The sequence below is a fragment of the Psychromonas sp. genome, from assembly GCF_047632955.1.
Lineage (GTDB): Bacteria > Pseudomonadota > Gammaproteobacteria > Enterobacterales > Psychromonadaceae > Psychromonas.
The window spans coordinates 1-22870 of the sequence record NZ_JBLIED010000046.1 but is presented as its reverse complement, the minus strand read 5'-3'; the positions used below and the strand labels follow the sequence as shown (position 1 = coordinate 22870).

The 22870-nt window shown below is 41.5% G+C and carries 22 protein-coding genes and 1 pseudogene; 15 read left to right on the top strand and 8 right to left on the bottom strand.

Features of this window, described 5'->3' with window-relative positions:
- The first annotated feature begins 17 nt into the window (after nucleotides 1-17).
- Complete coding sequence (fabV, locus tag ACJAZP_RS17610) at nucleotides 18-1220, top strand: enoyl-ACP reductase FabV (RefSeq protein WP_415232053.1); 1203 nt, start codon at nucleotides 18-20, stop codon at nucleotides 1218-1220.
- A 155-nt stretch (nucleotides 1221-1375) separates the two neighbouring features.
- On the opposite strand, the gene ACJAZP_RS17605 is transcribed toward fabV, so the two are convergent.
- The 4 genes from ACJAZP_RS17605 to proV all read right to left on the bottom strand — a co-directional run bounded on the left by ACJAZP_RS17605 (nucleotide 1376) and on the right by proV (nucleotide 5204).
- Nucleotides 1376-1804 carry a MarR family winged helix-turn-helix transcriptional regulator gene (locus ACJAZP_RS17605; RefSeq protein WP_415232052.1) on the bottom strand — a complete coding sequence of 143 codons (429 nt, stop codon included), beginning with the start codon at nucleotides 1802-1804 and terminating at the stop codon, nucleotides 1376-1378.
- 100 nt (nucleotides 1805-1904) lie between these two features.
- A complete protein-coding gene (gene proX, locus ACJAZP_RS17600) occupies nucleotides 1905-2912 on the bottom strand; it encodes a glycine betaine/L-proline ABC transporter substrate-binding protein ProX (protein WP_415232051.1) in 1008 nt (335 codons plus the stop codon).
- 10 nt (nucleotides 2913-2922) lie between these two features.
- Nucleotides 2923-4014, bottom strand: a complete 1092-nt coding sequence (gene proW, locus ACJAZP_RS17595; RefSeq protein ID WP_415232050.1) for a glycine betaine/L-proline ABC transporter permease ProW — start codon at nucleotides 4012-4014, stop codon at nucleotides 2923-2925.
- Nucleotides 4015-4016: 2 nt separating this feature from the next.
- The gene (proV, locus tag ACJAZP_RS17590; protein WP_415232049.1) at nucleotides 4017-5204 is read right to left on the bottom strand and encodes a glycine betaine/L-proline ABC transporter ATP-binding protein ProV; all 1188 of its coding nucleotides are present in this window, start codon (nucleotides 5202-5204) and stop codon (nucleotides 4017-4019) included.
- Between the two features lie 529 nt (nucleotides 5205-5733).
- Between proV and ACJAZP_RS17585 the strand changes: the two genes are divergently transcribed.
- The 5 genes from ACJAZP_RS17585 to ACJAZP_RS17565 all read left to right on the top strand — a co-directional run bounded on the left by ACJAZP_RS17585 (nucleotide 5734) and on the right by ACJAZP_RS17565 (nucleotide 9614).
- The gene (locus ACJAZP_RS17585; RefSeq protein ID WP_415232048.1) at nucleotides 5734-6693 is read left to right on the top strand and encodes a KpsF/GutQ family sugar-phosphate isomerase; all 960 of its coding nucleotides are present in this window, start codon (nucleotides 5734-5736) and stop codon (nucleotides 6691-6693) included.
- Nucleotides 6681-8732 carry a YdbH domain-containing protein gene (locus ACJAZP_RS17580; RefSeq protein ID WP_415232047.1) on the top strand — a complete coding sequence of 684 codons (2052 nt, stop codon included), beginning with the start codon at nucleotides 6681-6683 and terminating at the stop codon, nucleotides 8730-8732. The genes ACJAZP_RS17585 and ACJAZP_RS17580 overlap by 13 nt, the downstream gene beginning before the upstream one ends.
- Nucleotides 8732-8920, top strand: coding sequence for a YnbE family lipoprotein (locus tag ACJAZP_RS17575; protein WP_415232046.1), 189 nt, complete (start codon nucleotides 8732-8734; stop codon nucleotides 8918-8920). The genes ACJAZP_RS17580 and ACJAZP_RS17575 overlap by 1 nt, the downstream gene beginning before the upstream one ends.
- 29 nt (nucleotides 8921-8949) lie before the next feature.
- Nucleotides 8950-9264, top strand: a complete 315-nt coding sequence (locus ACJAZP_RS17570) for a YdbL family protein (RefSeq protein ID WP_415232045.1) — start codon at nucleotides 8950-8952, stop codon at nucleotides 9262-9264.
- A 113-nt stretch (nucleotides 9265-9377) separates the two neighbouring features.
- Entirely contained in the window at nucleotides 9378-9614 is a 237-nt protein-coding gene (locus ACJAZP_RS17565) for a YecH family metal-binding protein (RefSeq protein ID WP_415232044.1), read from the top strand.
- A 183-nt stretch (nucleotides 9615-9797) separates the two neighbouring features.
- Here the strand turns inward: ACJAZP_RS17565 and rsmD are convergent, their stop codons facing one another.
- Nucleotides 9798-10403: a 16S rRNA (guanine(966)-N(2))-methyltransferase RsmD gene (rsmD, locus tag ACJAZP_RS17560; RefSeq protein WP_415232043.1), complete on the bottom strand. Its 606-nt coding sequence runs from the start codon at nucleotides 10401-10403 to the stop codon at nucleotides 9798-9800.
- Nucleotides 10404-10539: 136 nt separating this feature from the next.
- Between rsmD and ftsY the strand changes: the two genes are divergently transcribed.
- The 5 genes from ftsY to ACJAZP_RS17535 all read left to right on the top strand — a co-directional run bounded on the left by ftsY (nucleotide 10540) and on the right by ACJAZP_RS17535 (nucleotide 15582).
- The gene (gene ftsY, locus ACJAZP_RS17555; RefSeq protein ID WP_415232042.1) at nucleotides 10540-11913 is read left to right on the top strand and encodes a signal recognition particle-docking protein FtsY; all 1374 of its coding nucleotides are present in this window, start codon (nucleotides 10540-10542) and stop codon (nucleotides 11911-11913) included.
- 2 nt (nucleotides 11914-11915) lie between these two features.
- Nucleotides 11916-12596: a cell division ATP-binding protein FtsE gene (ftsE, locus tag ACJAZP_RS17550; RefSeq protein WP_415232041.1), complete on the top strand. Its 681-nt coding sequence runs from the start codon at nucleotides 11916-11918 to the stop codon at nucleotides 12594-12596.
- Nucleotides 12589-13578, top strand: coding sequence for a permease-like cell division protein FtsX (gene ftsX / locus ACJAZP_RS17545; RefSeq protein WP_415232040.1), 990 nt, complete (start codon nucleotides 12589-12591; stop codon nucleotides 13576-13578). Before ftsE ends, ftsX begins: the two co-directional genes overlap by 8 nt.
- Nucleotides 13579-13792: 214 nt before the next feature.
- A complete protein-coding gene (gene rpoH, locus ACJAZP_RS17540; protein ID WP_415232039.1) occupies nucleotides 13793-14644 on the top strand; it encodes an RNA polymerase sigma factor RpoH in 852 nt (283 codons plus the stop codon).
- 113 nt (nucleotides 14645-14757) lie between these two features.
- Nucleotides 14758-15582, top strand: coding sequence for a prephenate dehydratase (locus tag ACJAZP_RS17535; protein WP_415232038.1), 825 nt, complete (start codon nucleotides 14758-14760; stop codon nucleotides 15580-15582).
- 22 nt (nucleotides 15583-15604) lie between these two features.
- On the opposite strand, the gene trmA is transcribed toward ACJAZP_RS17535, so the two are convergent.
- Complete coding sequence (gene trmA, locus ACJAZP_RS17530) at nucleotides 15605-16702, bottom strand: tRNA (uridine(54)-C5)-methyltransferase TrmA (protein WP_415232037.1); 1098 nt, start codon at nucleotides 16700-16702, stop codon at nucleotides 15605-15607.
- Nucleotides 16703-16841: 139 nt separating this feature from the next.
- Between trmA and murI the strand changes: the two genes are divergently transcribed.
- A complete protein-coding gene (gene murI / locus ACJAZP_RS17525) occupies nucleotides 16842-17648 on the top strand; it encodes a glutamate racemase (RefSeq protein WP_415232036.1) in 807 nt (268 codons plus the stop codon).
- Nucleotides 17649-17962: 314 nt separating this feature from the next.
- On the opposite strand, the gene ACJAZP_RS17520 is transcribed toward murI, so the two are convergent.
- A complete protein-coding gene (locus tag ACJAZP_RS17520; protein ID WP_415232035.1) occupies nucleotides 17963-19156 on the bottom strand; it encodes an NnrS family protein in 1194 nt (397 codons plus the stop codon).
- 51 nt (nucleotides 19157-19207) lie between these two features.
- Nucleotides 19208-19651 carry an RrF2 family transcriptional regulator gene (locus ACJAZP_RS17515; protein WP_415232034.1) on the bottom strand — a complete coding sequence of 148 codons (444 nt, stop codon included), beginning with the start codon at nucleotides 19649-19651 and terminating at the stop codon, nucleotides 19208-19210.
- Between the two features lie 942 nt (nucleotides 19652-20593).
- Between ACJAZP_RS17515 and ACJAZP_RS17510 the strand changes: the two genes are divergently transcribed.
- From ACJAZP_RS17510 to ACJAZP_RS17500, 3 genes and pseudogenes are all read left to right on the top strand, one after another.
- Nucleotides 20594-21001 carry a DUF4332 domain-containing protein gene (locus ACJAZP_RS17510; RefSeq protein ID WP_415232033.1) on the top strand — a complete coding sequence of 136 codons (408 nt, stop codon included), beginning with the start codon at nucleotides 20594-20596 and terminating at the stop codon, nucleotides 20999-21001.
- Between the two features lie 80 nt (nucleotides 21002-21081).
- On the top strand, nucleotides 21082-22569 hold the full coding sequence (locus ACJAZP_RS17505; RefSeq protein ID WP_415232032.1) for a helicase HerA-like domain-containing protein: 1488 nt from the start codon (nucleotides 21082-21084) through the stop codon (nucleotides 22567-22569).
- A gap of 31 nt (nucleotides 22570-22600) precedes the next feature.
- A pseudogene (locus ACJAZP_RS17500) lies at nucleotides 22601-22870 on the top strand (hypothetical protein); the annotation flags it as partial.

Sequence of the window (22870 nt, the reverse complement as noted above, 5' to 3'; positions counted from 1 at the left end):
TTAGAAGAGCTTAAATTATGATCATTAAACCCAAGATTCGTGGCTTTATTTGTACAACAACTCACCCAGTGGGCTGCGAAAAGAATATACAGGCACAAATCGAATACACTAAAAAACAGGGAAAAATTGCAAAAGGCCCTAAACGTGTATTAGTGATTGGTTCTTCAGCAGGTTACGGTATGTCTTCGCGCATTGCCGCAGCATACGGCAGCGATGCTTCAACCATTGGGGTGTTTTTCGAAAAACCGGCAACGGAAAAGAAACCCGGATCTGCAGGTTGGTACAACAGCGCAGCATTTGAAAAACAGGCAAAAGCGGATGGTTTATACGCTAAAAGTATCAATGGCGATGCCTTCTCCCATGAAGTAAAAGCTAAAGTGGTTGAATTAATCAAGCAGGACCTGGGTCAAATAGACGCGATTATTTATTCAGTTGCAGCGCCGGTTCGTAAATTACCCGATACCGGCGAAGTGATTCGTTCAAGCTTAAAACCAATCGGTGAAACCTACGCTTCAACGGCCATTGATACCAATAAAGATGTGATCATCAATGCCACCGTTGAACCGGCAACAGAAGCAGAAGTGGCTGATACCGTGACTGTAATGGGCGGACAGGATTGGGAACTATGGTTAAGTGCACTGGGCAATGCAGGTGTATTAGCTGAAGGTGTTAAAACCGTTGCTTACTCATACATTGGTACCGAGTTGACCTGGCCAATTTACTGGGATGGCGCATTGGGTAAAGCTAAAATAGATTTAGACCGTGCATCAACCGCTATTCAGGCGCAGCTTGCCCCCCTTAAGGGTGAAGCTTATGTTTCGGTACAAAAAAGTGTGGTCACCCAAGCAAGCTCAGCTATTCCTGTTATGCCGCTGTATATCTCCATGGTTTTTAAAATCATGAAAGAGAAAGGGCTTCATGAAGGTTGTATGGAGCAGATTTATCGTTTGTTTACCACCCAACTTTTCAAACAAGACGGCAGTGCACCGGAAACAGATCAAGCTCGTCGTATACGTCTTGATGACTGGGAACTGCGTGATGATGTTCAACAGGCTTGTAAAGCATTATGGCCGAAGATCACCACGGAAAATTTGTTTGAGTTAACCGATTATAAAGAATATAAAGAAGAATTTGTGCAACTTTTCGGTTTTGCTCTAGATGGTGTTGATTATGAAGCTGACGTTGATACTATCGTTGAGTTTGACTGCCTTTCAGTTTAAGCAGACGCCAGATTAGACTAAAAACAGCCGCTATTGTGGCTGTTTTTTTTAGTGTTTTATTCAACAGGCAGGTAAAGCTGAGCTGCTAATTAAAAGATGCCGATAAAGTAGGGGATTCTTAAATTGCCGATCTTAGGTTTGCAAAAGTTCGGGCTCTAGTCTGTGCCGTTCATCATGCTTGATAAACGTTGTAATGAAGACAACATAAGGTTTTGTTCCCAAGGCTCCAGCGACTGAAATTGTTCCAGAAAGCCAGGTTGTAATATACCGGGCGCTCCCGCTAATATTTTATTACCGGATTCGGTGAGCTGCGCTTGTACTTTACGCTTATCCAGCTGATTACGTATACGTACTACCCAGCCGCGCTTTTCCAGACGATCGAGAATACTTGTTGCCGTTGCCTGGCTCATATTGGTTTTTTTCGATAATTGACGAATGGTGACATTATCATCGTATTTAATCTTACGCATTAAGAGCAATTGTGGGCTGGTCAGGCCAAAATCTTTACTGAGCTTTTTGGAATGCAGATCGCTGGCACGAATAATTTGCCGAATAGCCACCAATACTTGATCACTTGTTTCCATGGAAAACTCCTCTTCTTGAAAACAGAGGCTAGCGCAGTAGCCTCTGTATCTTTACTTTCTCTAACTATTTTTTATTTTATTAATTACTAGCAGATGATGATTACATTGCCGCTTTTTTGGCGCTTTCAATCCAAGCGTCAAACTGTTTCTGATGGGCTTTAATCCAACCATTGGCATGGGCTTCAATATCTTTTGGTTTATTAGCGCCTTTAGACATCATCACATTTTCAGCACTGATATCATTGATATTGAGTTTCATAATAGCAAACAGTTTTGCGGCTGCAGGGTTTGCTTCTGCAAACTTTTTGTTGGCGACGATATGCATGGTATTCATTTGGAAACCGTAATTTTTTCCATTAGATAGCGTGGTATCAACATTTTTTCGTTCGCCAGGAAGTGCTGAAAATGGGACTTCTAACCACACTACATCTTTACCCGGGACCAATACACCACTCACCCAGTAAGGAACCCAAGTGTAGTAAAAGATAGAACCGCCTTTATTATAACGGGCGATAGTATCGGCGATAATAGCCGCATAGTTACCCTGATTATGGGTTACTGTTTCACGCAGGCCAAAAGTATCAAGCTGGTGTTCAATAACCCCTTCACAACCCCATCCCGGATTACATCCGGTTAAGTCTGCCGTGCCATCGTCATTGGCATCAAAGAGTTTGGCAATTTTTGGATCTTTGAGCTGCGCGATATTGGTAATGTTATATTTGTCGGCGGTTTTTTTATCAATTAGATACCCTTGTCCGGCACCCGCGACGTATTGACCTTCGCGGTAAAATTTTTCATCGCCGCCTGCAGCTTCGTATTTCGAAGTGTGCAATGGTTCCCAGTCGACGGCTAAATAGGTGGCATCACCCGCTGCAATCGAAGTGAAACCGACGTTATAGTCAACCTCTTTAGTGGCTTCGACAGTATAACCAAGTGCCTGCATTGCTTTGTTGACAATTAAGGTCTGAAAGGTTTCTTCTGAAATAGTGGATTGAATAGGCTGAACGGTGACACCGTCGCCTGGCAGTTGTTCAGCCCAGGCTGCGGATGAGAGGGTTGTTGAAACAGCCATTACCGTGGTCAGTATTGTCTTGTGTATAGACTTCATTTATATTCTCCTAGTTTGCGGCTTTATTGTGGGTGATTTTTTTCAGTAATAAATAAATCAGTGATGCGGGGCCAGTTTGATACCAGTGGGTTTTTTGATCGCGATTGTTTTTACCTATAGTTTGGGTAATACGGTCAAGCAAGATGGCAAGAATAACAATCCCGAGGCCACCTACGGCTGCCAAGCCCATATCCAGTCGTCCTATTCCGCGTAACACCATTTGTCCCAGACCGCCTACGGCAATCATAGAAGCTATTACTACCATCGACAGTGACAACATCAGTGTCTGGTTTACGCCGGCCATAATTGTTGGCATCGCCAAGGGCAGTTGAATTCGATAAAGCATCTGTTTGGGGCTCGCACCAAAGGCGTGTCCTGCTTCGATCAGCTCTTCCGGAACTTGCTGAATCCCAAGAATAGTCAAACGGACAATGGGCGGTAAGGCGAAAATAATGGTTACCACAACACCCGGAACATTACCGATACCAAAGAGCATCACAATGGGCACTAGATAGACAAAAGCCGGGGTGGTTTGCATCGCATCAAGCATCGGGCGAATTATTTTCGCTGCTGATTGACTGCGCGCCAACCAGATCCCTAGGGGTAATCCCATTAAAAAACAGAAAAATACCGAGGTCATGACCAGCGCGAGCGTCACCATGGCCTGTGACCAGGCTCCGACCAGACCAATAACAATCAAAGATAAGAAAGAGGTAACACCCATGCGTGGACCGGCCAGTTGCCAGGCAATCAAGGCTAGAATAAGCAGCATGATCGGAGCGGGTGTTGACACAAGTGCACTTTGAAATGAAGTGAGAATCAAATCAATAGGAACGCGGACGGCTTGAAATATCGGGCGGCCGTGAACGACCAACCAGTTAAGACCGGTTTCAACCCAGTGATCAAAAGGCATAATAGCCTCCTGAAAGGGATGCAACCAATCGAAGGGCTCTACTTGGGTGGTGGCGCTTAGCCAATCATTTGCGGTCGAGGCTGCAGAGGAGGCTGTCGCCCAGGGATCGGCCGGAGCTGCTGCTGCGGCAGTGGCCCAGGGATCGGCTGGAGCTGCTGCTGCGGCTTGAGTCGTTGCTTCTATTGCCATGATTATTCCCTATCTAAAATTTGTAATAAGCGTGATTTGGTGATCACCCCGTGGTAGGTGCCATCTTCAGCAACAACGGGGACGGCGTAGGACACCGCGGCCACTTGACCAATTAATTCGCTGACCGACAGATCCGGTTTGATGGTGATAGTATTTTCAAGCAGTGCACTGCTGAGTGTGTCGTTATTTTTCTTGGCGATACGCAAAGAATCCGTCGACACAATGCCGGTGAAGCGGTTGGTACGGTCAAGGACGACTCCGTAGTCACGTTCATTATCAAGCAGCAACTGCATTGCCACGGCGGGGCTGTCATTGTCATGTTTCTTAAACACGGCAGCCGGGGTTTTTTTGGCGATATCCTTAGCAGAAAAGACGGTTGCCACATTGACTCCACTGAAAAAGGAGCTGACATAATCATTCGCAGGATTCTGCAAAATATCATCGGGCGTACCAACCTGAACCACTTCGCCGTTTTGCATAATAGCGATACGATCGCCGATGCGCATTGCCTCATCCAGATCATGTGAAATAAACACAATGGTGCGTTTATCGTCATTTTGCAGGCGGATCAGTTCATCCTGCATCTCGCAGCGAATCAGCGGATCAAGGGCTGAGAAGGCTTCATCCATCAGCAGAATATCCGGGTCATTGGCTAAGGCGCGCGCCAAGCCGACGCGCTGTTTCATGCCGCCGGAAAGTTCATCGGGGTAGGATTCACAATGCATTTCAAGACCCACGCGGGTTAGCGCGTCACGTGCCGCTTGATGGCGATCTTTAATGGCAACGCCACTCAGCTCCAGGCCAAATGCGGCATTCTCAATAACACTCATGTGCGGCATTAAGGCGAAGTTTTGGAATACCATAGAGATGTGCTTGCGACGCACTTGACGCAGCTCTTCTGTAGAGATACGGGCAATATCTTTACCTTTAAATAATACTTTACCACTGGTGGGTTCTATCAAACGGTTTAAAAGGCGGACCAGTGTGGATTTTCCGGAACCGGACAACCCCATAATAACGAATATTTCTCCTTCATTAATGGTTAAAGAGACATCTTTAACACCGACGGTCAGCCCGGTCTTTTCAAATATTTCATCTTTGCCGAGCCCTTGCTCAATCAAAGGGAAGGCTTCTTCTGGAGACTGCCCAAATACCTTATAGAGGTTTTGGACTTCTAACATAGTTGGCATGAATAACATCCTTTATGGAGCATCATCAGGTGATGGAATAGACTGTGAAATTGTTAGTACTCTAATCATTTTTCCTGCAAAACTCAAGTTGTAATAAGAAAAACATCAAATAATCACCTAATTTTGTTTTATTTTTCAGATTTTTAAGGTTGTTTTTGTTTCGTGATGAAATGTTTAGTGGACGATAAAATAAAGTTAAATCAACTATCTGGAGGCATTTTTCATATGAATCTTCGAGTTTGTTTATCAGAGCTTAACGTGAATGAAAAATCAGGGGAATTGATTACAGCTGAAATTATTTTAAGGAATAACTACAACAAGTAAAATGTCAGCTTGCCTTGCAGTTCAATGGTAGGTATCACTATTTTGCAAAAAATAATAAAGTTGTTTTTATCTTTGCAAGCATGCTTTTAAGCTGATTTTTAGAGCGGATATTCAACGCTTTTTAATGGCACTATCGGTGCTAATTTTTTCTGTTAAAATACAACCACAAGCGTAAACTTAGCTGAAATAATCTCGAGGTTTGTATATGACACAATTTACTTTATCAACGTCCCAATTAATGAAAGAAGTGCGCACTGTATTTGATGTACAGAGCAAAGCATTAACGTCCCACTGTCAGCGCCTGGGGGACGAATATCTGCAAGCGTTAGCTTTAATGAAAAACTGTAGCGGTCGGATCATCGTCTGCGGAATGGGCAAATCAGGGCATATTGGTAAAAAAATATCAGCCACTCTGGCATCGCTAGGCACGCCTTCTTTTTATATGCATCCCGGCGAAGCTTTTCATGGTGATTTGGGTATGGTCACTAAAGATGATCTGCTTTTGCTTATCTCATACAGCGGTGAAACAGATGAATTGCTTAAAATTATCCCATCAATTCAGAACTCCGGTAATAAAATCATCTCTATCACCGGCGGTTTACATTCTACCCTGGCTAAAAATTCCGATGTGGTTTTAGATGCCAGTGTGGAAAAAGAGACTTGTCCGAATAACTTAGCGCCGACAACATCGACCACCCTAAGTTTGGTGATTGGTGACGCGTTGGCCTCGACCTTAACCCTGGAGAAAAACTTCACGCCAATGGATTTTGCACGTTTTCATCCGGGAGGCAGTCTTGGTAAGCGACTGCTCACTTTTGTTAAAAATGAGATGCGCACTGAAAAATTACCCTTCGTCCAGCTAAAAACCTCTCTGACGGATGCTCTAATGGTGATGACAGAAACGCGTACCGGTCTCGCTTTAGTTATCGATGAGGGTAACCTGCAGGGGGTGATCACCGATGGTGATGTGCGTCGCTTCCTGATTTCAGGTGAAAGCGTTCCAGACTGTACTGCGCAGCAATTAATGAACAGCTCGCCCTGTTTTATCTCTCCGAATGCGCGTTTAACCGAAGCTGAAGATCTGATGCGTGAGAAACATATTAAGTGGCTGGTAGTGAGTGAAGACGGTAAAAAAGCAAATGGTATTATTGAGTGGGTGCAATAGCCCTTTTGAGCGCTCTTTGTAGCAGAACGTTTTACTTTTTTATTTTTTTTAGCTATTGCGGGCTGCTTTTCGGCAGTCCATTAGTTAACGCCAATGAACTGCCGCAAAGCAAACAACAGGAAGTGTTTTTTTTAACCTGGCTTCCTCTTCTTTCCGGTAGTTTAAAAAGTTTCCAAGCTGATATTCACTGCCCGCAAAATCAGATTAGCGATATTCGAGTAGTTAAAGAAAAAGACAAGATCAACGGCTCTATCGGCCTTATTGACTGGGACTTAAACTGCCAATCCTCAAATACACCGCAAAATTCAGCATTAAGCCTAAAAAAACCTCAAATTGCGGCTCAACTCGCCCGATTCTTAACCTTTTTGGCGCGTTTGCCCGACACTGAGATAGTGGTTAAATCGGTTAAATTAAAATCCGACCAACTTAATAAAAAACTGTCCTTTAATGTGCATCTTAATAAAACCAAACAAGCGCTGTTTATTCGTTTATTCAATGAATCCGGGCAATTAACGCTCAATGTGGATCTTTTAAAGAGAGATTTTCACTTAAAAACAGAATTTAAATCAGAAAAATTGCTTCAATATATAAAACTGCCCGAAGCTTATCGTCCGTTAATCAATGGATCATTGACCTTTAGCTATGCAGGCGATTTAAATAAATGGGAAGAGGGGCAGTTTGTTTTAACATCTAGCGGCGAGATGACTCCTTTAGCTGAAAAAACAGTGCTCAAACTGGCCGGTGATATAAATATTTTAAGCCAGCAGCTGAATTTACAAAAAATGGACATTGGTTTAAGCAAAGTGAATTATGCGCTAACCAATAACAGTCTATTAAAAGCACCCTACGTTCAGCTGACACTGTCAAAATCTGCGCGCATAAATTTATCTAAGGTTATAAATATTCAAACGTTGCCTGTAGACCTGCGCATCGGCGGCGGCTCTGTGCAAACAAAAATTGAGCCGGCTAAAAATCCGGATATAAAATTAGGCAGTCGAACTCATACGCAAAAATTTCCCGCGTTGCGGGTTAAGATAAATGCACTGGGTAATATTAATGATCTGCATGCCGACTGGTCTGCCTCTTTAATAAACAGCGCTATTGCCGGCTCTCTTAAGTATAAAGCCAACAACCTCACGGTTAACATAAAAAAAGGACAACTTTCAGCTCCCGCTGTTATTGACGGGCTGCAGACTTATCTGCCTGAAGTGCAAAATTGGTCCGTTGATAAGGGAACAATTAATTACCAGTTAAATGGCGCATATAATTTGCAAACAAAAAGCGGTTATCTGAAAAGTTCACTGCAGGGACAGAATATCGAAGGACAAAAAGACACTCTTTTATTTACTGGTTTGGCGTTCAACAGCACTAGCGATTTTGAACTTAAAAATGCAACCGTGCATATCAAACAGGGAAAACAGCAGTTGACGCTGGATAATTTGTTTGTCGGCGTACCCATCGAGGCGATTCAGATAAATGCCCATAGCAGCGCCGGAGTGACCGTTATTGATGATTTTAAGGCGCGATTATTGGACGGAGAGGTAACCCTTGAAAATCTTAAATTACAACCTCAAAGCAGCAGTGCGATACATTTTTCCGGTTTAAGTTTGAGTGAAATAATTAAATACAGTGCCTATCCGGCGATTTCCGCAATCGGGCTGCTTGACGGTGTTTTACCGTTAACATTAACTTCCGAAGGAGTTAATGTCGAAAAAGGGGTGGTTGTTGCGCGGGCACCCGGTGGATATATTAAGATACCGCAGGATGACGTGGTGAAAAAGATGGCCCGCACCCAACCTGCATTTGCCTTTACTTTACGGTTATTATCTGATTTTCAGTTTGATAGCTTGCAGGGAAGGATAGGTTATACTGCAGATGGCGAAATGGATATTAACGCTGAAATTCACGGTATGAGTCCCGATGTGAGTGGAAAACAACCGGTTAAATTTAATTATACTCATAGTGAAAATATTTTAAAATTATTAGAAAGTTTACGCTTCTCTGATCAACTAACGCGTCAAATACAGGAGAAATATTAGTGTTAAAACGACTTGTTATTTTATTTCCGTTGATTGTTGTGGTGTCCGCATGTACACCGCGCGTGGAGCTGGCAATGCCGAGCGAACCTATTACAATTAATTTAAATGTAAAAATAGATCATCAGATTCGGGTTAAAGTTGATCAACAGTTAGATGATATCTTCAACGATGAAAGTGGCCTGTTTTAGACGTAATTGATAATAAATTAGGAATGAAAATGAAAAAAATTATTTTGATGCTCACCCTGATGTTGAGTTTCTCGGTATTTGCTATCGAGTTGTCCGATGCCAAGCAGCAGGGATTGGTCGGTGAACAAATGGACGGTTTATTGGGCGTGATTGAGGCTTCTCCTGAAGTGAAAGAACTGGTCAACAGTATTAACACTCAGCGCCTTGCCGTGTATAAACAGATAGCAGAAAAAAATGCCATGAGCATTGATCAGGTCTCGGTGCTTGCGGGAGAGAAAGCCATTAAAAAAACACCTAAAGGTCAATATATTCAAAATACTGTCGGGCAATGGGTAATAAAATGACTTAGCTAACGCAGCTTATACTTGCTGTTAAATGATCAATATTGTTCAATATCATTACCAGACTTTTTTACTGGGTTATATTAACCCTTATAGCTTTTTCTAAAGGGGTGCAAATGAGTAAATCAATCCATGGCCATCAAGTGATGCAGATGATGGCAGACAGTGGTAAAACTTATACAAGATCAGAATTACAATTACAGATAGCACTTAACTTTGGCGCCGATGCGCGTTTCCATACTTGTATGGACAGTGATTTGAGCAGCGCAGACTTAGTTGGTTTTTTAACCGCTAAAGGTAAGTTTGTAGAATCAGAACAAGGTATTAGCCTAGCAACAGAAGATCTTTGTTAATTATTATCTGCTTTCCATCTGCTTTGATTAATTCTATTTTTCCTGAAAATGCGCCGTCAATAATTGTATGGCGTGAATGATGGAAATTAATTCGAGCAGAATATAACTGCTGCTTATCCGCTAAATGGAAAAACAGCATAGCCATCAATAATATATCTTTCCGATGTTATACAACAGCCCTGTTTATCCGCGCACATAAAGTTGATAGGACACTTGTGCAGTGCTTTTCTCTTTTAACAGCTGCCAATTTTCGGGCGCGCTGAAATCCGTCGACAGGGTTTCTTTTTCAATATAGATCAATGCCTTTTCAGCCAGATAAGCATTTGTCTCCAAGGCATTGCAGCAGGGTTGAAGTAATCCCTTAAAAAACGGAGGATCAATAAAAACAATATCAAACTGTTGACTGGCGGCTTGCTGTAAATAGTGAATAGAATCAGTTTCTATCAGGGTGGCATTATCCACTTTTAATGTTGTTAAGTTTTCACGTAATTGACTCGCAACTTGATTATCTTTTTCCAACAAGGTCACATTTTTCGCATAACGAGACAATGCTTCAAAGGCTAGGCTGCCGCTACCGCTAAAACAATCCAGACAATTTGCATCACGAATATCCTGCATTAACCAGTTAAATAAGGTTTCTTTAGTACGATCCGTTGTCGGGCGTAAACCCTCTTTATTTTGTACCGGTAGTTTCTTACCGCGCCATTTTCCGGATATTAATCGAATAAAGCCGTCTTTAAGCGATTTTGTGCTTTTTTCGTGATATTTAACCTGATGATTTCTACCCATATAATTTTTAGTCCGACGATAAGGTGTTAATATAGAGCCATAAACTACTTGAAAACATTTATTCCGGTAGTTTAAGAATTTCTGAGATGCTGCTATTTTAGCAGCCTAAATTGGTTGTGAGTAAGGTTTTTAATTAATGACAAAAAAGAAAGGTCTATTTTCCTGGTTCGAAAAAAAAACACCCCAAGAAATAACGCAGGATGAAGATAAAGCACGTCTTGAGGCGGAAAAACTCGAAGCGCAAAGGTCAGAAGCTCAGCAGCTTAAAGATCTAAGGCTCAAAGCTAAAAGGTTAGAGGCCGAAAGGGTCGAAGCCAAAAGGCTAGAAGCTGAAAGGTTAGAAGCTGAAAGGCTAGAAGCTGAAAGGTTAGAAGCTGAAAGGTTAGAAGCTGAAAGGTTAGAAGCTGAAAGGTTAGAAGCTGAAAGGTTAGAAGCTGAAAGGTTAGAAGCTGAAAGGCTAGAAGCTGAAAGGCTAGAAGTTGAAAAGCTCGACGCTCAACAGCTCGACGCTCAACAGCTCAAAGCCGGGAAAGGATCAACTGAAAAACAACAATCGGAACACAAAGCACCCGGTTTTTTCGCACGATTCAAGCAAAGTTTAACCAAAACTCGATTAAGTATCGGCAGTGGTTTGTTCTCTTTATTCCGAGGGAAAAAAATTGACGATGATCTTTTTGAAGAGTTAGAAGAGCAACTGATCCTTGCCGATATTGGTGTTGATACAACATTAAAAATTATCGATAAATTAACCGCACAAGCAAATCGTAAACAACTTAAAGATGCCGAAGCATTATATACACTGTTAAAAGATGATCTTTCCAATATATTGCAGGAAGTTGAACAGCCGTTAGTGATAGATGAAACTAAATCGCCCTACGTTATACTGATGGTCGGCGTTAATGGCGTGGGTAAAACCACCACTATCGGTAAATTGGCTAAAAAATATCAACAGCAGGGAAAATCAGTGATGTTAGCCGCGGGTGATACTTTTCGCGCTGCCGCCGTTGAACAATTACAGGTATGGGGTGAGCGTAACAATATCCCGGTTATTGCGCAGCAAACGGGCTCCGATAGTGCCTCGGTATTGTTTGATGCAATGGATGCGGCTAAAGCACGAGGCGTTGACGTGTTAATCGCAGATACTGCCGGTCGCTTACAAAATAAAGACCATTTGATGGATGAGCTAAGCAAAGTGGTTCGTATAATGCGTAAAAAAGACTCCAGTGCTCCCCATGAAATTATGCTGACTATTGACGCAAGTACTGGCCAAAATGCGATAAGCCAGGCTGATTTGTTTAATAAAGCAGTGGGCATTACCGGTATAACCTTAACTAAACTAGACGGAACAGCAAAAGGGGGGGTTATTTTCTCAATTGCCGATAAGTATAAACTCCCTATTCGTTACATTGGAACAGGCGAAGGAATTGACGACTTAAGGGAATTTAATGCTCGTGAGTTTATTGATGCTCTTTTTTCGAAAGAGGAAGAGACTGAACAAGGTAATAAATAATTATGATTTTATTTGAGGACGTCAGCAAGGTCTATACAGAGGATTACACCGCGCTTCACCAGGTGGATTTTCATTTAAAACAGGGTGAGATGGCGTTCTTGACTGGACATTCGGGATCCGGGAAAAGTACTCTACTAAGACTGATCAGTTTAATGGAGAGACCAACGACCGGGCGTATTGTTTTAAACGGTAATGACCTTAGTCATATAAAAGGCAACGATATTCCTTACTTGCGGCGGCACATCGGTATGATTTTTCAGGATCACCGTTTGTTAATGAATCGTACCGTACTGGAAAATGTCGGATTACCACTGGTGATTGAAGGCTACAGCCGTTACGAAATTAAACGCCGTAGTTTGGCAGCCCTTGATAAAGTCGGTTTGTTAGGAAAGGAAGAAAGCTTTCCAATTCACCTTTCCGGTGGAGAGCAGCAACGGGTCGGGATCGCGCGAGCAATTATTAATCAGCCGCCCTTATTGCTTGCCGATGAACCAACGGGTAATTTGGACCCCAAATTATCATTAGAAATCTTAGATTTATTTAAATCACTCAATGAATATGGCATGTCAGTCTTAATCGCAACCCATGATTTAGGATTGATTGCAAAAATGCGCTATCGCACTCTAACCCTAAAAGAGGGCGAAATGATCAATGATGGATTATTGAGACAACGAAATGATTAAGCAAAAAAAGCTAAATAAAGTCTTATCCGGCTCACCGCGCATTAATAAAGTGTCTTTTTGGGGACGGGTATCAGCAGTTATTCATCAACATACGGATCAGTTTTTCAGTAGTTTCCGTGAATTATGGAAAACTCCTTTTTCATCATTAATGACCATTTTGGTGTTAGGTCTGGCGTTATCACTGCCGAGCATTTTTCAGGTGGCTTATAAAAATGTTGAACGTGTGAACGGCCAATGGGACAGTGCTTCGGAAGTCAGTTTGTTCCTGAAAAAAGGGATATCCGAGCAACGCGTGCAGGTACTCATTAATAAACTCGGGTTATATGACGAAATTGAAACAGTTACCTATATTACCAGTCATCAGGCTTTGGAAGAGTTTAAAGCGATGTCAGGTTTTTCTAAAGCGCTTGACTATCTAAGTGAAAACCCGCTGCCCGGTGTACTGGTGGTTGTGCCCACCGAAAAAGCCAAGAATAGCGCGGGCAGCAAGCTTTTAGTGGCTAAGCTGCAACGCGAAGCGGGAATTGATTTGGTTAAGGTGGATACCGATTGGGTCGATAAACTGCAGGCTATCCTATCACTGGTTGTGGATATTGTTTTTGCAGTGGCGGTGTTATTACTGATGGCGGTATTGCTGATTGTCAGTAATACTATTCGTTTAAATATTTTAAATCAAAGAGCTGAAATCGAAGTACTAAAATTAGTTGGAGCGACCAACAGTTTTATCCAGCGTCCCTTTTTATACGCAGGTGCCTGGTACGGTCTGTTGGGGGGTTGTATCGCACTATTGCTTACTTTTGCCATGGTGCAGTGGCTGCAGTCTGGGGTGGAAAACTTAGTCGGGTTATATCAAGGTCAATTTGATATTTTGATGTTAAATCTGGAGGAAACTATTATTTTAATTGGACTCTCTGCATTTCTTGGTTTCATTGCTTCCTATATTTCGGTGAAACAGTATCTGGTTAAAATAGAGCCTAAGTGAATCTAAAACCTATTAAATAAAAATGTTAATCGCTAATTAAGCCTAACATTTTGACTAAGCGATGCTGATAAAAAACTTTTCACAAATTTTTTTTTGATAATATATAATAGATGCTGATTTAAGCCTTTTATTATTGTGTAAAGATAACTATTTTATATTAATTAGTACATAATGTTTGATGTACAGGGCAGCGTAAAAAATATTAAGGGTAACAATGAATAATACAAATAATTCAATGAGTTTAGTTCCTCAAGGAAGTATTGGAGCTTATGTTCAGTCCGTAAACCAATTCTCTATGCTCAGTGCAGAGGCAGAAAAAGAACTTGCTGAACGTTTGTTTCATGAAGGCGACTTAGAAGCCGCAAAAAAACTGGTCATGTCACATTTACGTTTTGTTGTTTATATCGCGAAAAGTTATGCAGGTTACGGTCTGGCACAGGCGGATTTAATCCAAGAAGGTAATATTGGTTTAATGAAAGCCGTTAAACGTTTTGACCCGTCAGTGGGAGTACGTTTAGTGTCTTTTGCTGTGCATTGGATCAAAGCCGAAATTCATGAATATGTTATTCGTAACTGGCGCATGGTGAAAATTGCCACAACCAAAGCACAACGTAAATTATTTTTTAATCTGCGCAGGGCAAAAAAACGTCTTGGCTGGTTTAGCCACGATGAAGTTGCTACGGTGGCTGAAAATTTAAACGTCAGTACTAAAGACGTTCTGGAAATGGAGTCACGCTTAAACGGACAGGATCAATCCTTTGATTTGAGCGACAGTGATGACGATGAAAGCGGATTTGCACCGGTGCAGTACCTTGAAGATAAAAGTGCCGATGTTTTTCAGGTAGTGGAAACTGAGAATACACAGCAGTACACCAAAAACAAACTTTATGCGGCACTTTCAACCCTTGATGAACGCAGTCAGGATATTGTCAGCTCGCGCTGGTTAAGTGAACCGAAAGCAACACTGCACGACCTGGCGTCCCGATATGGTATTTCAGCAGAGCGTATTCGCCAGCTGGAAGAAAACGCAATGAAAAAGCTACAATCTAATATGGATTTAGCGTAAAAAATAAAAGGTAAGCATCATGCTTACCTTTTTTTTGTCGGCTCTTTTTATAGCAGTTAACGTTAAAAGAGCTGTTGAACAGTCTGATTTCTCTTATTACTCGCCGGTGCCCCATGCCTAAAATTGCGACCCTTGGTCCTAAAGAAACATTCTCCGATTTAGCTACCCAGCAATTTTTACAAAATCAGAACAGCGTCTATGAAATTAAATATTTTAATAGTCTTTCTGAAACCTTTGCTGCGATCGGTACTGAATGTGCAATGGGGGTGTTGCCAATAGAAAACCTTTCCGAGGGATATGTTCAGGTTGTATTGGATCATCTTTTTGATACTAAATTAGTGGTTGTTTCCGAAATTTTATTACCGATTAGATTTTCTTTTGTCGCAGCTTGTGCAGAGTTGTCGGAGCTGACGGATCTTTATGTGCAGTTTGTTGCCCATGGTCAGTGTTCTGAATTTATTGATAAGTTAGAAAATATTAAAGTGCATAATACTCAAAGTAATATTGAGTCTCTGCTACTTGCACAAAAGCATGGTCAGGGGGCTGGGGCGATCATTCCCCAACATGCTTTAAACCTGGCTAACAAGCAGACCCTTATCAGGGAAAATGTCACCAACTACGAGAATAATCAAACGCGGTTTCTGGTCTTAACCGATAAACCTCAACCGCGCTTACCTAAGCAACAGTATAAAACCAGTTTAGTGGTTAAAAATGAAAAGGACTCTCCCGGTGTTTTGGGCAATATTGTGGCAGCCTTTGCAGCGCAGAAAGTCAATCTTACCTCGATTATGTCACGGCCAACCAAATCAGAGTTTGGTAAATATCATTTCTTTATTGATATCGACGGACACCAGGAAGATCCTAATGTCTATCAGGCACTGCAACAAATAATGTTGCAGCACCCGGTTACCGTCATTGGCTCCTATATCAAAGCATAAACAGCGAAGCAATTGCCTAACCTTAGCGTCTCACTAAATAAACACCGGCTTCCATGTGCTGGGTATAAGGGAATTGGTCAAATAAAGCAAAACGTTTAATATCATGGGTTTCGCTAAATACTTCCAGGTTGCTCGACAGAGTGTCCGGATTACAGCTGATATATAAAATATTATCGTAGTGCTGGACCATTTTGACCGTTTCATCATCCAGGCCGGATCGAGGCGGATCGACAAAAATAGTATTACATTGGTAATCGCTTAAATTGATATCTTTTAAGCGATAAAATTCACGTTCTCCATTGATTGCCTGAGTAAATTCTTCGGCGGACATACGAATAACAGTGACGTTCTTGATGTCGTTTTTGGCAATATTAAACTGCGCTGAATCAACCGATGGTTTTGCTATCTCAGTGGCTAAGACTTTATTAAAGTTTTTCGCCAGTGCCAATGAGAAGTTACCATTACCGCAATACAGCTCCAGTAAATCACCCTGGCTGTCGCGGGTACAGTCAACCGCCCAGTGCAGCATTTTTTCACAGACCCTGGCATTGGGTTGGGTAAAGCTATTTTCAATTTGTTGATAAAGCAGTTTTTCACCATCAACTTGTAATTCTTCGATCACATAATCACAATCGAGTAATATTTTTTGTTTTCTGGCACGGCCGATGAAGTTGATATCAAACTGCTCTGATAATTCAGCTTTAATGCGGTTAGCTTCTACCAGCCAGTTATCGTCAAGTTGCTTGTGATAAAGCAGGCTTACAATGACCTGGCCGCTTAAGTTAGATAAAAAATCGACCTGGAACAGTTTAAAACGCAGCACCGGAGCAGATTTTAATGCTGCAATCAAGACCGGCATTAAGTCGTTTATTAATTCACTTGCCGGGAGGAACTGATCCACACGGAATTTTTGTTTGGTCTCTTTATCAAACATGATGTAATAAAGTTCATCACCATCATGCCATACGCGAAACTCAGTACGCATTCGATAGTTTAACTTGGGCGATGCAAAAGCTTCCAAAGCAGGCGGGTTAAAGGTAGCAAATTGTTTGTTAAGCAGCTCTTCTTTAGTGGCTAACAGTGTTTCATAATTCTCAGGATCAACAAATTGCAGACTCATTTTTAACCTTTTAGTAACAGACATAATGTTTGAATTTTAAAGTAGCACCACTAACTTGACCAGATAAATTCATTTTATTTCTTAATTGCTTGATAACAGGTTAAAATAGACCGGTCGATAAAATTTAAATGGATCAATAATGTCAGTAAAACAGGTACTTATCTTTGACTCCGGCGTAGGGGGGTTATCTGTCTTTGAACAGGTGAGAAAACAGTCACCGTCTATAAAATACTTCTACCTATTTGATAATGCTTATTTCCCCTATGGCGAATTAGAGCCTGATTTTCTTATCGGGCGGTTAATGTATTTACTAAGTTCATTTGTGGACAAACACCAAATTGATTTGATTGTGATTGCCTGTAATACCGCCAGCACCGTTGCATTAAAGTCTTTGCGTGAACATTTCTCTATTCCCATCGTGGGTGTGGTACCGGCAATCAAACCCGCCACATTTTTAACAAAAAATGGAGTGATTGGCTTATTAGCGACTCCCGCAACTATTCATGGCAGCTACGCGGCGCGACTTATTGATGAATTTGCAGCGGATAAACAGGTATTAAAAATTGGTTCAACTGAGTTAGTTAAACTAGCGGAGTTAAAGCTGCACGGGAAATTAATCGCGCAGGCCGATATTGAAGCGGCATTAGCAGCCTGGTTAGTGTTAGAAAAAATGCCCGATACGGTAGTCTTGGGCTGTACTCATTTTCCTTTGTTAAAAGCAGAAATTGCCGGCTGTTTCAAGCACAAAATTAACTTAGTGGACTCGGGCAGTGCGATTGCGCAGCGGGTCACCCAATTGCTTGGAAAAAATGACACGGCAATAAAAGAAAATAATCATCAAGCTTACTTTACTAAGGCTTACCGCTTTGATGAAGCGGCTCATTTTAGCGCCTTACAGCGCAGTTTTTTAGCTTATGGTTTTAACTCATTAGCGCTTTATATTTAATCATCATAAGCATTTTACAGCAGACCTAAACAAAAAAAATCCAGTAACAGAAGCTGCAACTGGATTTTTTAATTATATTTAAATAATCCCAAGTGTATTAAATATGTGATATTAACCAGCAAGGCTGATCACTTATTTGATGCGTTTGGTATAAGCTACTCTTGAGTCGCTTGCTGTTCCTGTTCAGTCTTTTCTTGTTCTTTCTCTTTCTCTTCGTGGTTAGTACCACCACATTGTCCACAACAGCTCATAACATTCCCCTTAGATTAATAGTAAATTTGCTAATTTTTTATCGGTTTTTCTAATAATATATCTTACACTCGAGCTTTAATTAAAATCGGGAAATAGAGTGTCACAAAGCTGCCATAAGCAATAACCCAAAATCCCACTGCCATGGAAATAACCTGGTTATAGTCACTGATCCAGTAACTGCCGAAAACGCGAATCACAAAGGCTAAAATGATTGCTATAAAAGCCATGGTCATCACTTTACCAACAACAATATTTCTGCCGGTATGTCCTAAAGAAACCCGTGAAATCATCGCCAGAAGCATGCTCGCCATGGCACCCACGGTTAACGAGTGAATCGCCTGTGAGTGACTGACCGATGTTGTTAGCTGCGACAAACCATACATAAACAGGCCGATTGCAATACACCAGTAGCTTAAATGCAGAGACCAAACTAAAGGTGTTTTAAAGGTTACCCATATTTTCCAGCGAAAGGCGCGTAGTGCATTGGCCGCACTGGCGACAAAAAAGATAACAGCAATCACAATTGCGGGTAGTTGGACAAAATTAAAGACGCTTAATACCGCTAATAAGGTACTGCCCAGTACCAGCTTCTCAAGCCAACCGATGGCGTTTACCCGCGGTGTTTTTGTTCCATTTGCGGTGAACATGGGAAACACTCTTCCGCCCATAATACACATTATCAGGGTAATCAATAAAACCATTGCAGTACTTGCGGTGCTCATTAATTGAGGATTTTGCGCAGCGATACTGTAATGCATCATCGCATTAGTGCCGGCCATGATTAATAATATCGGAATAAACAGAAGATTGCGCCACAGCTTAACTTTGACTATCGGATAAGCGAAGAGCAGTGCCGACACTGGCAGAAAGGCGATATCGACAATGGCAATAAGCGAATGAGAAAGGCTATCGGGAAAGAAAAATAGTACTCTGGCGATTAGCCACAGAGCCACTAAAAGCATTAATCCTTTACCGTTTATGCTGCGCACGCCTGTCCAATTTTGAACCGCCGTTAATAAAAATCCAACCATAATGGCTGTCACAAAAGCAAATAACATTTCATGCATGTGCCACCAGAGTGAACCACCATAAAGATTAAGCGATAGGTTTCCGGTTAATATGCCATTCCAGACTAACAGGGCAAAAATGCTAAACAGGGATGCGAGCAAGAACAAGGGGCGAAAGGCGAATTCAAAAAATGCCATCTTTGGTTTAGTGGCTGAAATATTGCTTTTAGCGTTTGAAATATTGATCATAATGAGGGTCTCAACGTAATAGAACGGGTAATACGATTGGTTTCTTTCAGGCTATAAAACATCAATAGCCAGTAATTCACCTAATTCAGTTTGTCTTTTAACAGCCACTAAATCCGCTAATGTATATTTGTCCAGGGTGTTAAAAAAGCTTCCCTGCGCTTCGGCAAAAATACTCTTTAATTGGCAACTTGGGGTGATCACGCATTGGTTATTATCACCAAAGCATTCAACTAATTTGTTGCTCACTTCCATTTCCCGTACCAGGCTGCCGATATTAATATCAGCGGGGGCGCGATTTAATTTTATGCCGCCATTTTTTCCGCGAATCGCTAATAAATGGCCCTTTACATTAAGTTGCTGAACAATCTTCATCAGATGATTTTTGGAAATACGATAGCTTTGGGCTATTTCACTGATGGTACTGAGCCGCTCATTATTGATTGCTAAATAAATCAGAATACGCAGTGAGTAATCGGTATAACGGGTAATGTGCATTTTCAATCACCTTGTCAGCTATTAATATAAAGATGCATTTATTTTACATCTTTTTAAGTTTATGTAAAATAGTTTTCCAAAAAAATGCAATACTGGACATTATCGATGCCAAAAATGATCCGTGAATAGTGTGATCTTCTTTACTGTTTTCGCTAATAATAGCTTTCAGCAGTGATGCTCTAGAAATATAAACCGTCGCGCTGACAATAGGATAAATAGCAATATATGATCAAAACATATTTTTAAAAAATACCGGAGGAGAATCGATCTCACCAGAAAACCATTGTGCAAAATTTGATGGTCATGATTAGGGGAATTGATTGTGATTTACCTGCTTACAATATTCAGTAAACATAGTTATGAAAATTTACAAAATAGCTTATTTTAGTTGCTTCATTTGGTGCAACTGCCATATAAATCTATGGTGCTCCACAGGCTGAATTATCTCAGCCCATTAACCTGTTGAGTGAATATTATTTCTGTGGCTATCGATGTATTAACTTATAAATATTTCCCCTTTGACACGACCCTATTGGTAGCACTGGCTTTTTCGCTTTTCATATCTACTCTGTATTTTATCTGTACCTTACACTCGCCTGGTGCTACGCATTAATAGCGGTGCAGAAGTACACCATCAAGGCTACTTATTTATTATCTTTCCAATATTGAGTAGTGCGATAATCTTGCTATTCGTGACGCTTGTTATGAATAATACCTTAGGTAATCCACAACGACATTACCCAGGGTATTGGTTTTATTTATCAAAAGGTTAACGGCGCCCTTACCCTTAAAGTCGGTATCTAGCAGATCTATGTCGAAGGAGCAGTTTTATATATAGCTCAATAAAACAACAATTTTTTTAGCATATGGCAATCAGCTATAGATTTGCCTGCTATATTTAATAAATTGGTATTAATTCATTTTTATTGATTGGGAGGTTATATGAATTACAAAATAGAAGAGATAGAAGGTATTGGCGCTGTCACTGCTGCAAATTTGGCAAAAGCAGGTATTAAAAAAACAGGGGATTTACTCAAACAATGTTGCGATAAGAAGGGACGTAAATCTATCGCTGAAATTACCGGCTGCTCAGAAAAGCAAATTTTAAATTGGACCAATATGGCCGATCTGATGCGAATTTCCGGGGTGGGTGAAGAGTTTTCAGAATTATTGAAGATGTCAGGTGTTGATACTGTTAAAGAGTTACGTAACCGCAATGCCGAAAATTTAGCCGCTGCAATGAAAGCTACCAATGAAGAAAAGAAATTGACGCGCACCGTGCCAAGCACTAAGACGGTACAAAAATGGATAGATCAAGCTAAAACTCTTGATCCCATTATTACCCATTGAAATGTCAATTGAAATCCTCACTAATTGTCGTGAGCAGGAATTAAATCTGCTGCAATTAAACTATTGTTACAGAGAAAGTTATGGCTAATAAATCCTTTATTGTCGGTTACGCTAAAGACGCAAAACAGCCCCAAATAAGGCTTGAATTGAAGCTTGCCAATCGCCATGGTTTAATCGCAGGCGCAACGGGAACAGGAAAAACCGTTACCCTGCAAGCCTTGGCTGAAAGTTTTTCTCAGCAAGGTGTGCCGGTTTTCCTGTCTGATGTGAAAGGGGATCTTTCCGGTATCTGTCAGGCTGGTAAACCTCACCCTAAAGTAAATCATCGCTTGAAATTACTGGGATTACCGGAAGATACTTGGGCTGCTGTTCCAACCATCTTTTGGGATGTTTTTGGTAAACAAGGTCATCCGATCCGGGCAACGGTTTCTGATATGGGGCCGCTACTTATTGCGCAGCTGCTTGATTTGAATGAAACGCAGGAAGGCATACTTTCTATTGCTTTCGTGGTCGCCGATGATCAAGGTTTATTATTGTTAGATCTGAAAGATTTAAAAGCCATACTCCAGCATATTGCTAATAATGCAGCACAACTGAGAACAGTTTACGGTAATATCTCAGCTGCTTCGGTGGGTGCAATTATGCGCCGCTTGCTGGTCCTTGAACGCGCCGGCGCTAGCCAATATTTTGGTGAGCCCATGCTCGAGTTGGATGATCTGATGCGCAGCACCGCTGATGGGCAGGGATACGTCAGCATCTTAGCCGCCAATGAGCTGATCCACAATACTAAAGTATATTCAGCTTTCCTGTTATGGCTGTTGTCTGAACTGTTTGAAAATCTCCCTGAAATAGGCAATCCGGAGATCCCTGTACTGGTATTGTTTTTTGATGAAGCTCACCTGTTATTTAAAGATGCCCCTAAGGCATTGGTCGATAAAATTGAACAAGTCGTCAGATTAATCCGTTCAAAGGGAGTTGGCGTTTATTTTGTAAGCCAAAGTCCCAGCGATCTTCCTGATTCTGTACTTAGCCAGTTGGGTAATCGTGTGCAGCATGCGCTGCGCGCGTTTACTCCAAGGGAGCAAAAAGCAGTTAAAGTTGCAGCCGATACTTTCCGTGCTAACCCGAGGTTTAAAACGCGCGATGTGATCACTGAACTTGCCGTTGGCGAAGCGCTGGTTTCAACGTTGCTCGAAGATGGTACGCCAAGCATTGTTGAACGTGTATTAATCAAGCCTCCCTATTCGCGGATCGGTCCCGCAAAACAAGCTGAACAAGCAAAAGTACAAATGCACAGCCCCTGTACCGATAAATATGAAAAAACTCTCGATAGAGCATCTGCCTACGAATTATTAACTAAACGCGCCGCGCAGATGGTCGAAGAAAGTACGCATGAGACGGATAAAACGTCACCTGTTAAGGAAGCGCCTTCTAGGGTAAAAACGAGTGGGCGAGGGAGACAGAGTACCAGTGAAGCTTTTTTTAAAAGCATTGCGAGGAGCATCGGCAGCCAAGTAGGCCGAAAATTGATTCGTGGACTCTTAGGTTCGTTATTCAAAGGGTCTTAATAGGCAACATTCTATACAGTAGGAGGTTAACGTGGATTTAATGAAATTAGGTGTATCACTGCTTTCTAAGCAGTTTTCAGGCTCTGTTAGTGAAGACCAGGCAAGTAATGCATTATCGGGTCTATTGGGAGATAACCAGGGGGGATTGGATATTGCCGGGTTAGTTGGAAAGTTGGTTGGTAACAGTGAACTTGCAACTATTGTGAGTTCCTGGTTGGGTGACGGGGAGAATAAAAGTATTAATCTGGCGCAATTAAAGGAAGTTTTTGGAGGTGACAAACTTTCAGAATTTGCTGGAAAT

What these genes read in the sequence shown, in the direction of transcription:
- fabV (WP_415232053.1), top strand. Translation starts at nt 18, where the DNA reads ATGATCATTAAACCCAAGATTCGTGGCTTTATTTGTACAACAACTCAC.
- ACJAZP_RS17605 (WP_415232052.1), bottom strand. Translation starts at nt 1,804, where the DNA reads ATGGAAACAAGTGATCAAGTATTGGTGGCTATTCGGCAAATTATTCGT.
- proX (WP_415232051.1), bottom strand. Translation starts at nt 2,912, where the DNA reads ATGAAGTCTATACACAAGACAATACTGACCACGGTAATGGCTGTTTCA.
- proW (WP_415232050.1), bottom strand. Translation starts at nt 4,014, where the DNA reads ATGGCAATAGAAGCAACGACTCAAGCCGCAGCAGCAGCTCCAGCCGAT.
- proV (WP_415232049.1), bottom strand. Translation starts at nt 5,204, where the DNA reads ATGCCAACTATGTTAGAAGTCCAAAACCTCTATAAGGTATTTGGGCAG.
- ACJAZP_RS17585 (WP_415232048.1), top strand. Translation starts at nt 5,734, where the DNA reads ATGACACAATTTACTTTATCAACGTCCCAATTAATGAAAGAAGTGCGC.
- ACJAZP_RS17570 (WP_415232045.1), top strand. Translation starts at nt 8,950, where the DNA reads ATGAAAAAAATTATTTTGATGCTCACCCTGATGTTGAGTTTCTCGGTA.
- ACJAZP_RS17565 (WP_415232044.1), top strand. Translation starts at nt 9,378, where the DNA reads ATGAGTAAATCAATCCATGGCCATCAAGTGATGCAGATGATGGCAGAC.
- rsmD (WP_415232043.1), bottom strand. Translation starts at nt 10,403, where the DNA reads ATGGGTAGAAATCATCAGGTTAAATATCACGAAAAAAGCACAAAATCG.
- ftsY (WP_415232042.1), top strand. Translation starts at nt 10,540, where the DNA reads ATGACAAAAAAGAAAGGTCTATTTTCCTGGTTCGAAAAAAAAACACCC.
- ftsE (WP_415232041.1), top strand. Translation starts at nt 11,916, where the DNA reads ATGATTTTATTTGAGGACGTCAGCAAGGTCTATACAGAGGATTACACC.
- ftsX (WP_415232040.1), top strand. Translation starts at nt 12,589, where the DNA reads ATGATTAAGCAAAAAAAGCTAAATAAAGTCTTATCCGGCTCACCGCGC.
- rpoH (WP_415232039.1), top strand. Translation starts at nt 13,793, where the DNA reads ATGAATAATACAAATAATTCAATGAGTTTAGTTCCTCAAGGAAGTATT.
- ACJAZP_RS17535 (WP_415232038.1), top strand. Translation starts at nt 14,758, where the DNA reads ATGCCTAAAATTGCGACCCTTGGTCCTAAAGAAACATTCTCCGATTTA.
- trmA (WP_415232037.1), bottom strand. Translation starts at nt 16,702, where the DNA reads ATGAGTCTGCAATTTGTTGATCCTGAGAATTATGAAACACTGTTAGCC.
- murI (WP_415232036.1), top strand. Translation starts at nt 16,842, where the DNA reads ATGTCAGTAAAACAGGTACTTATCTTTGACTCCGGCGTAGGGGGGTTA.
- ACJAZP_RS17520 (WP_415232035.1), bottom strand. Translation starts at nt 19,156, where the DNA reads ATGATCAATATTTCAAACGCTAAAAGCAATATTTCAGCCACTAAACCA.
- ACJAZP_RS17515 (WP_415232034.1), bottom strand. Translation starts at nt 19,651, where the DNA reads ATGCACATTACCCGTTATACCGATTACTCACTGCGTATTCTGATTTAT.
- ACJAZP_RS17510 (WP_415232033.1), top strand. Translation starts at nt 20,594, where the DNA reads ATGAATTACAAAATAGAAGAGATAGAAGGTATTGGCGCTGTCACTGCT.
- ACJAZP_RS17505 (WP_415232032.1), top strand. Translation starts at nt 21,082, where the DNA reads ATGGCTAATAAATCCTTTATTGTCGGTTACGCTAAAGACGCAAAACAG.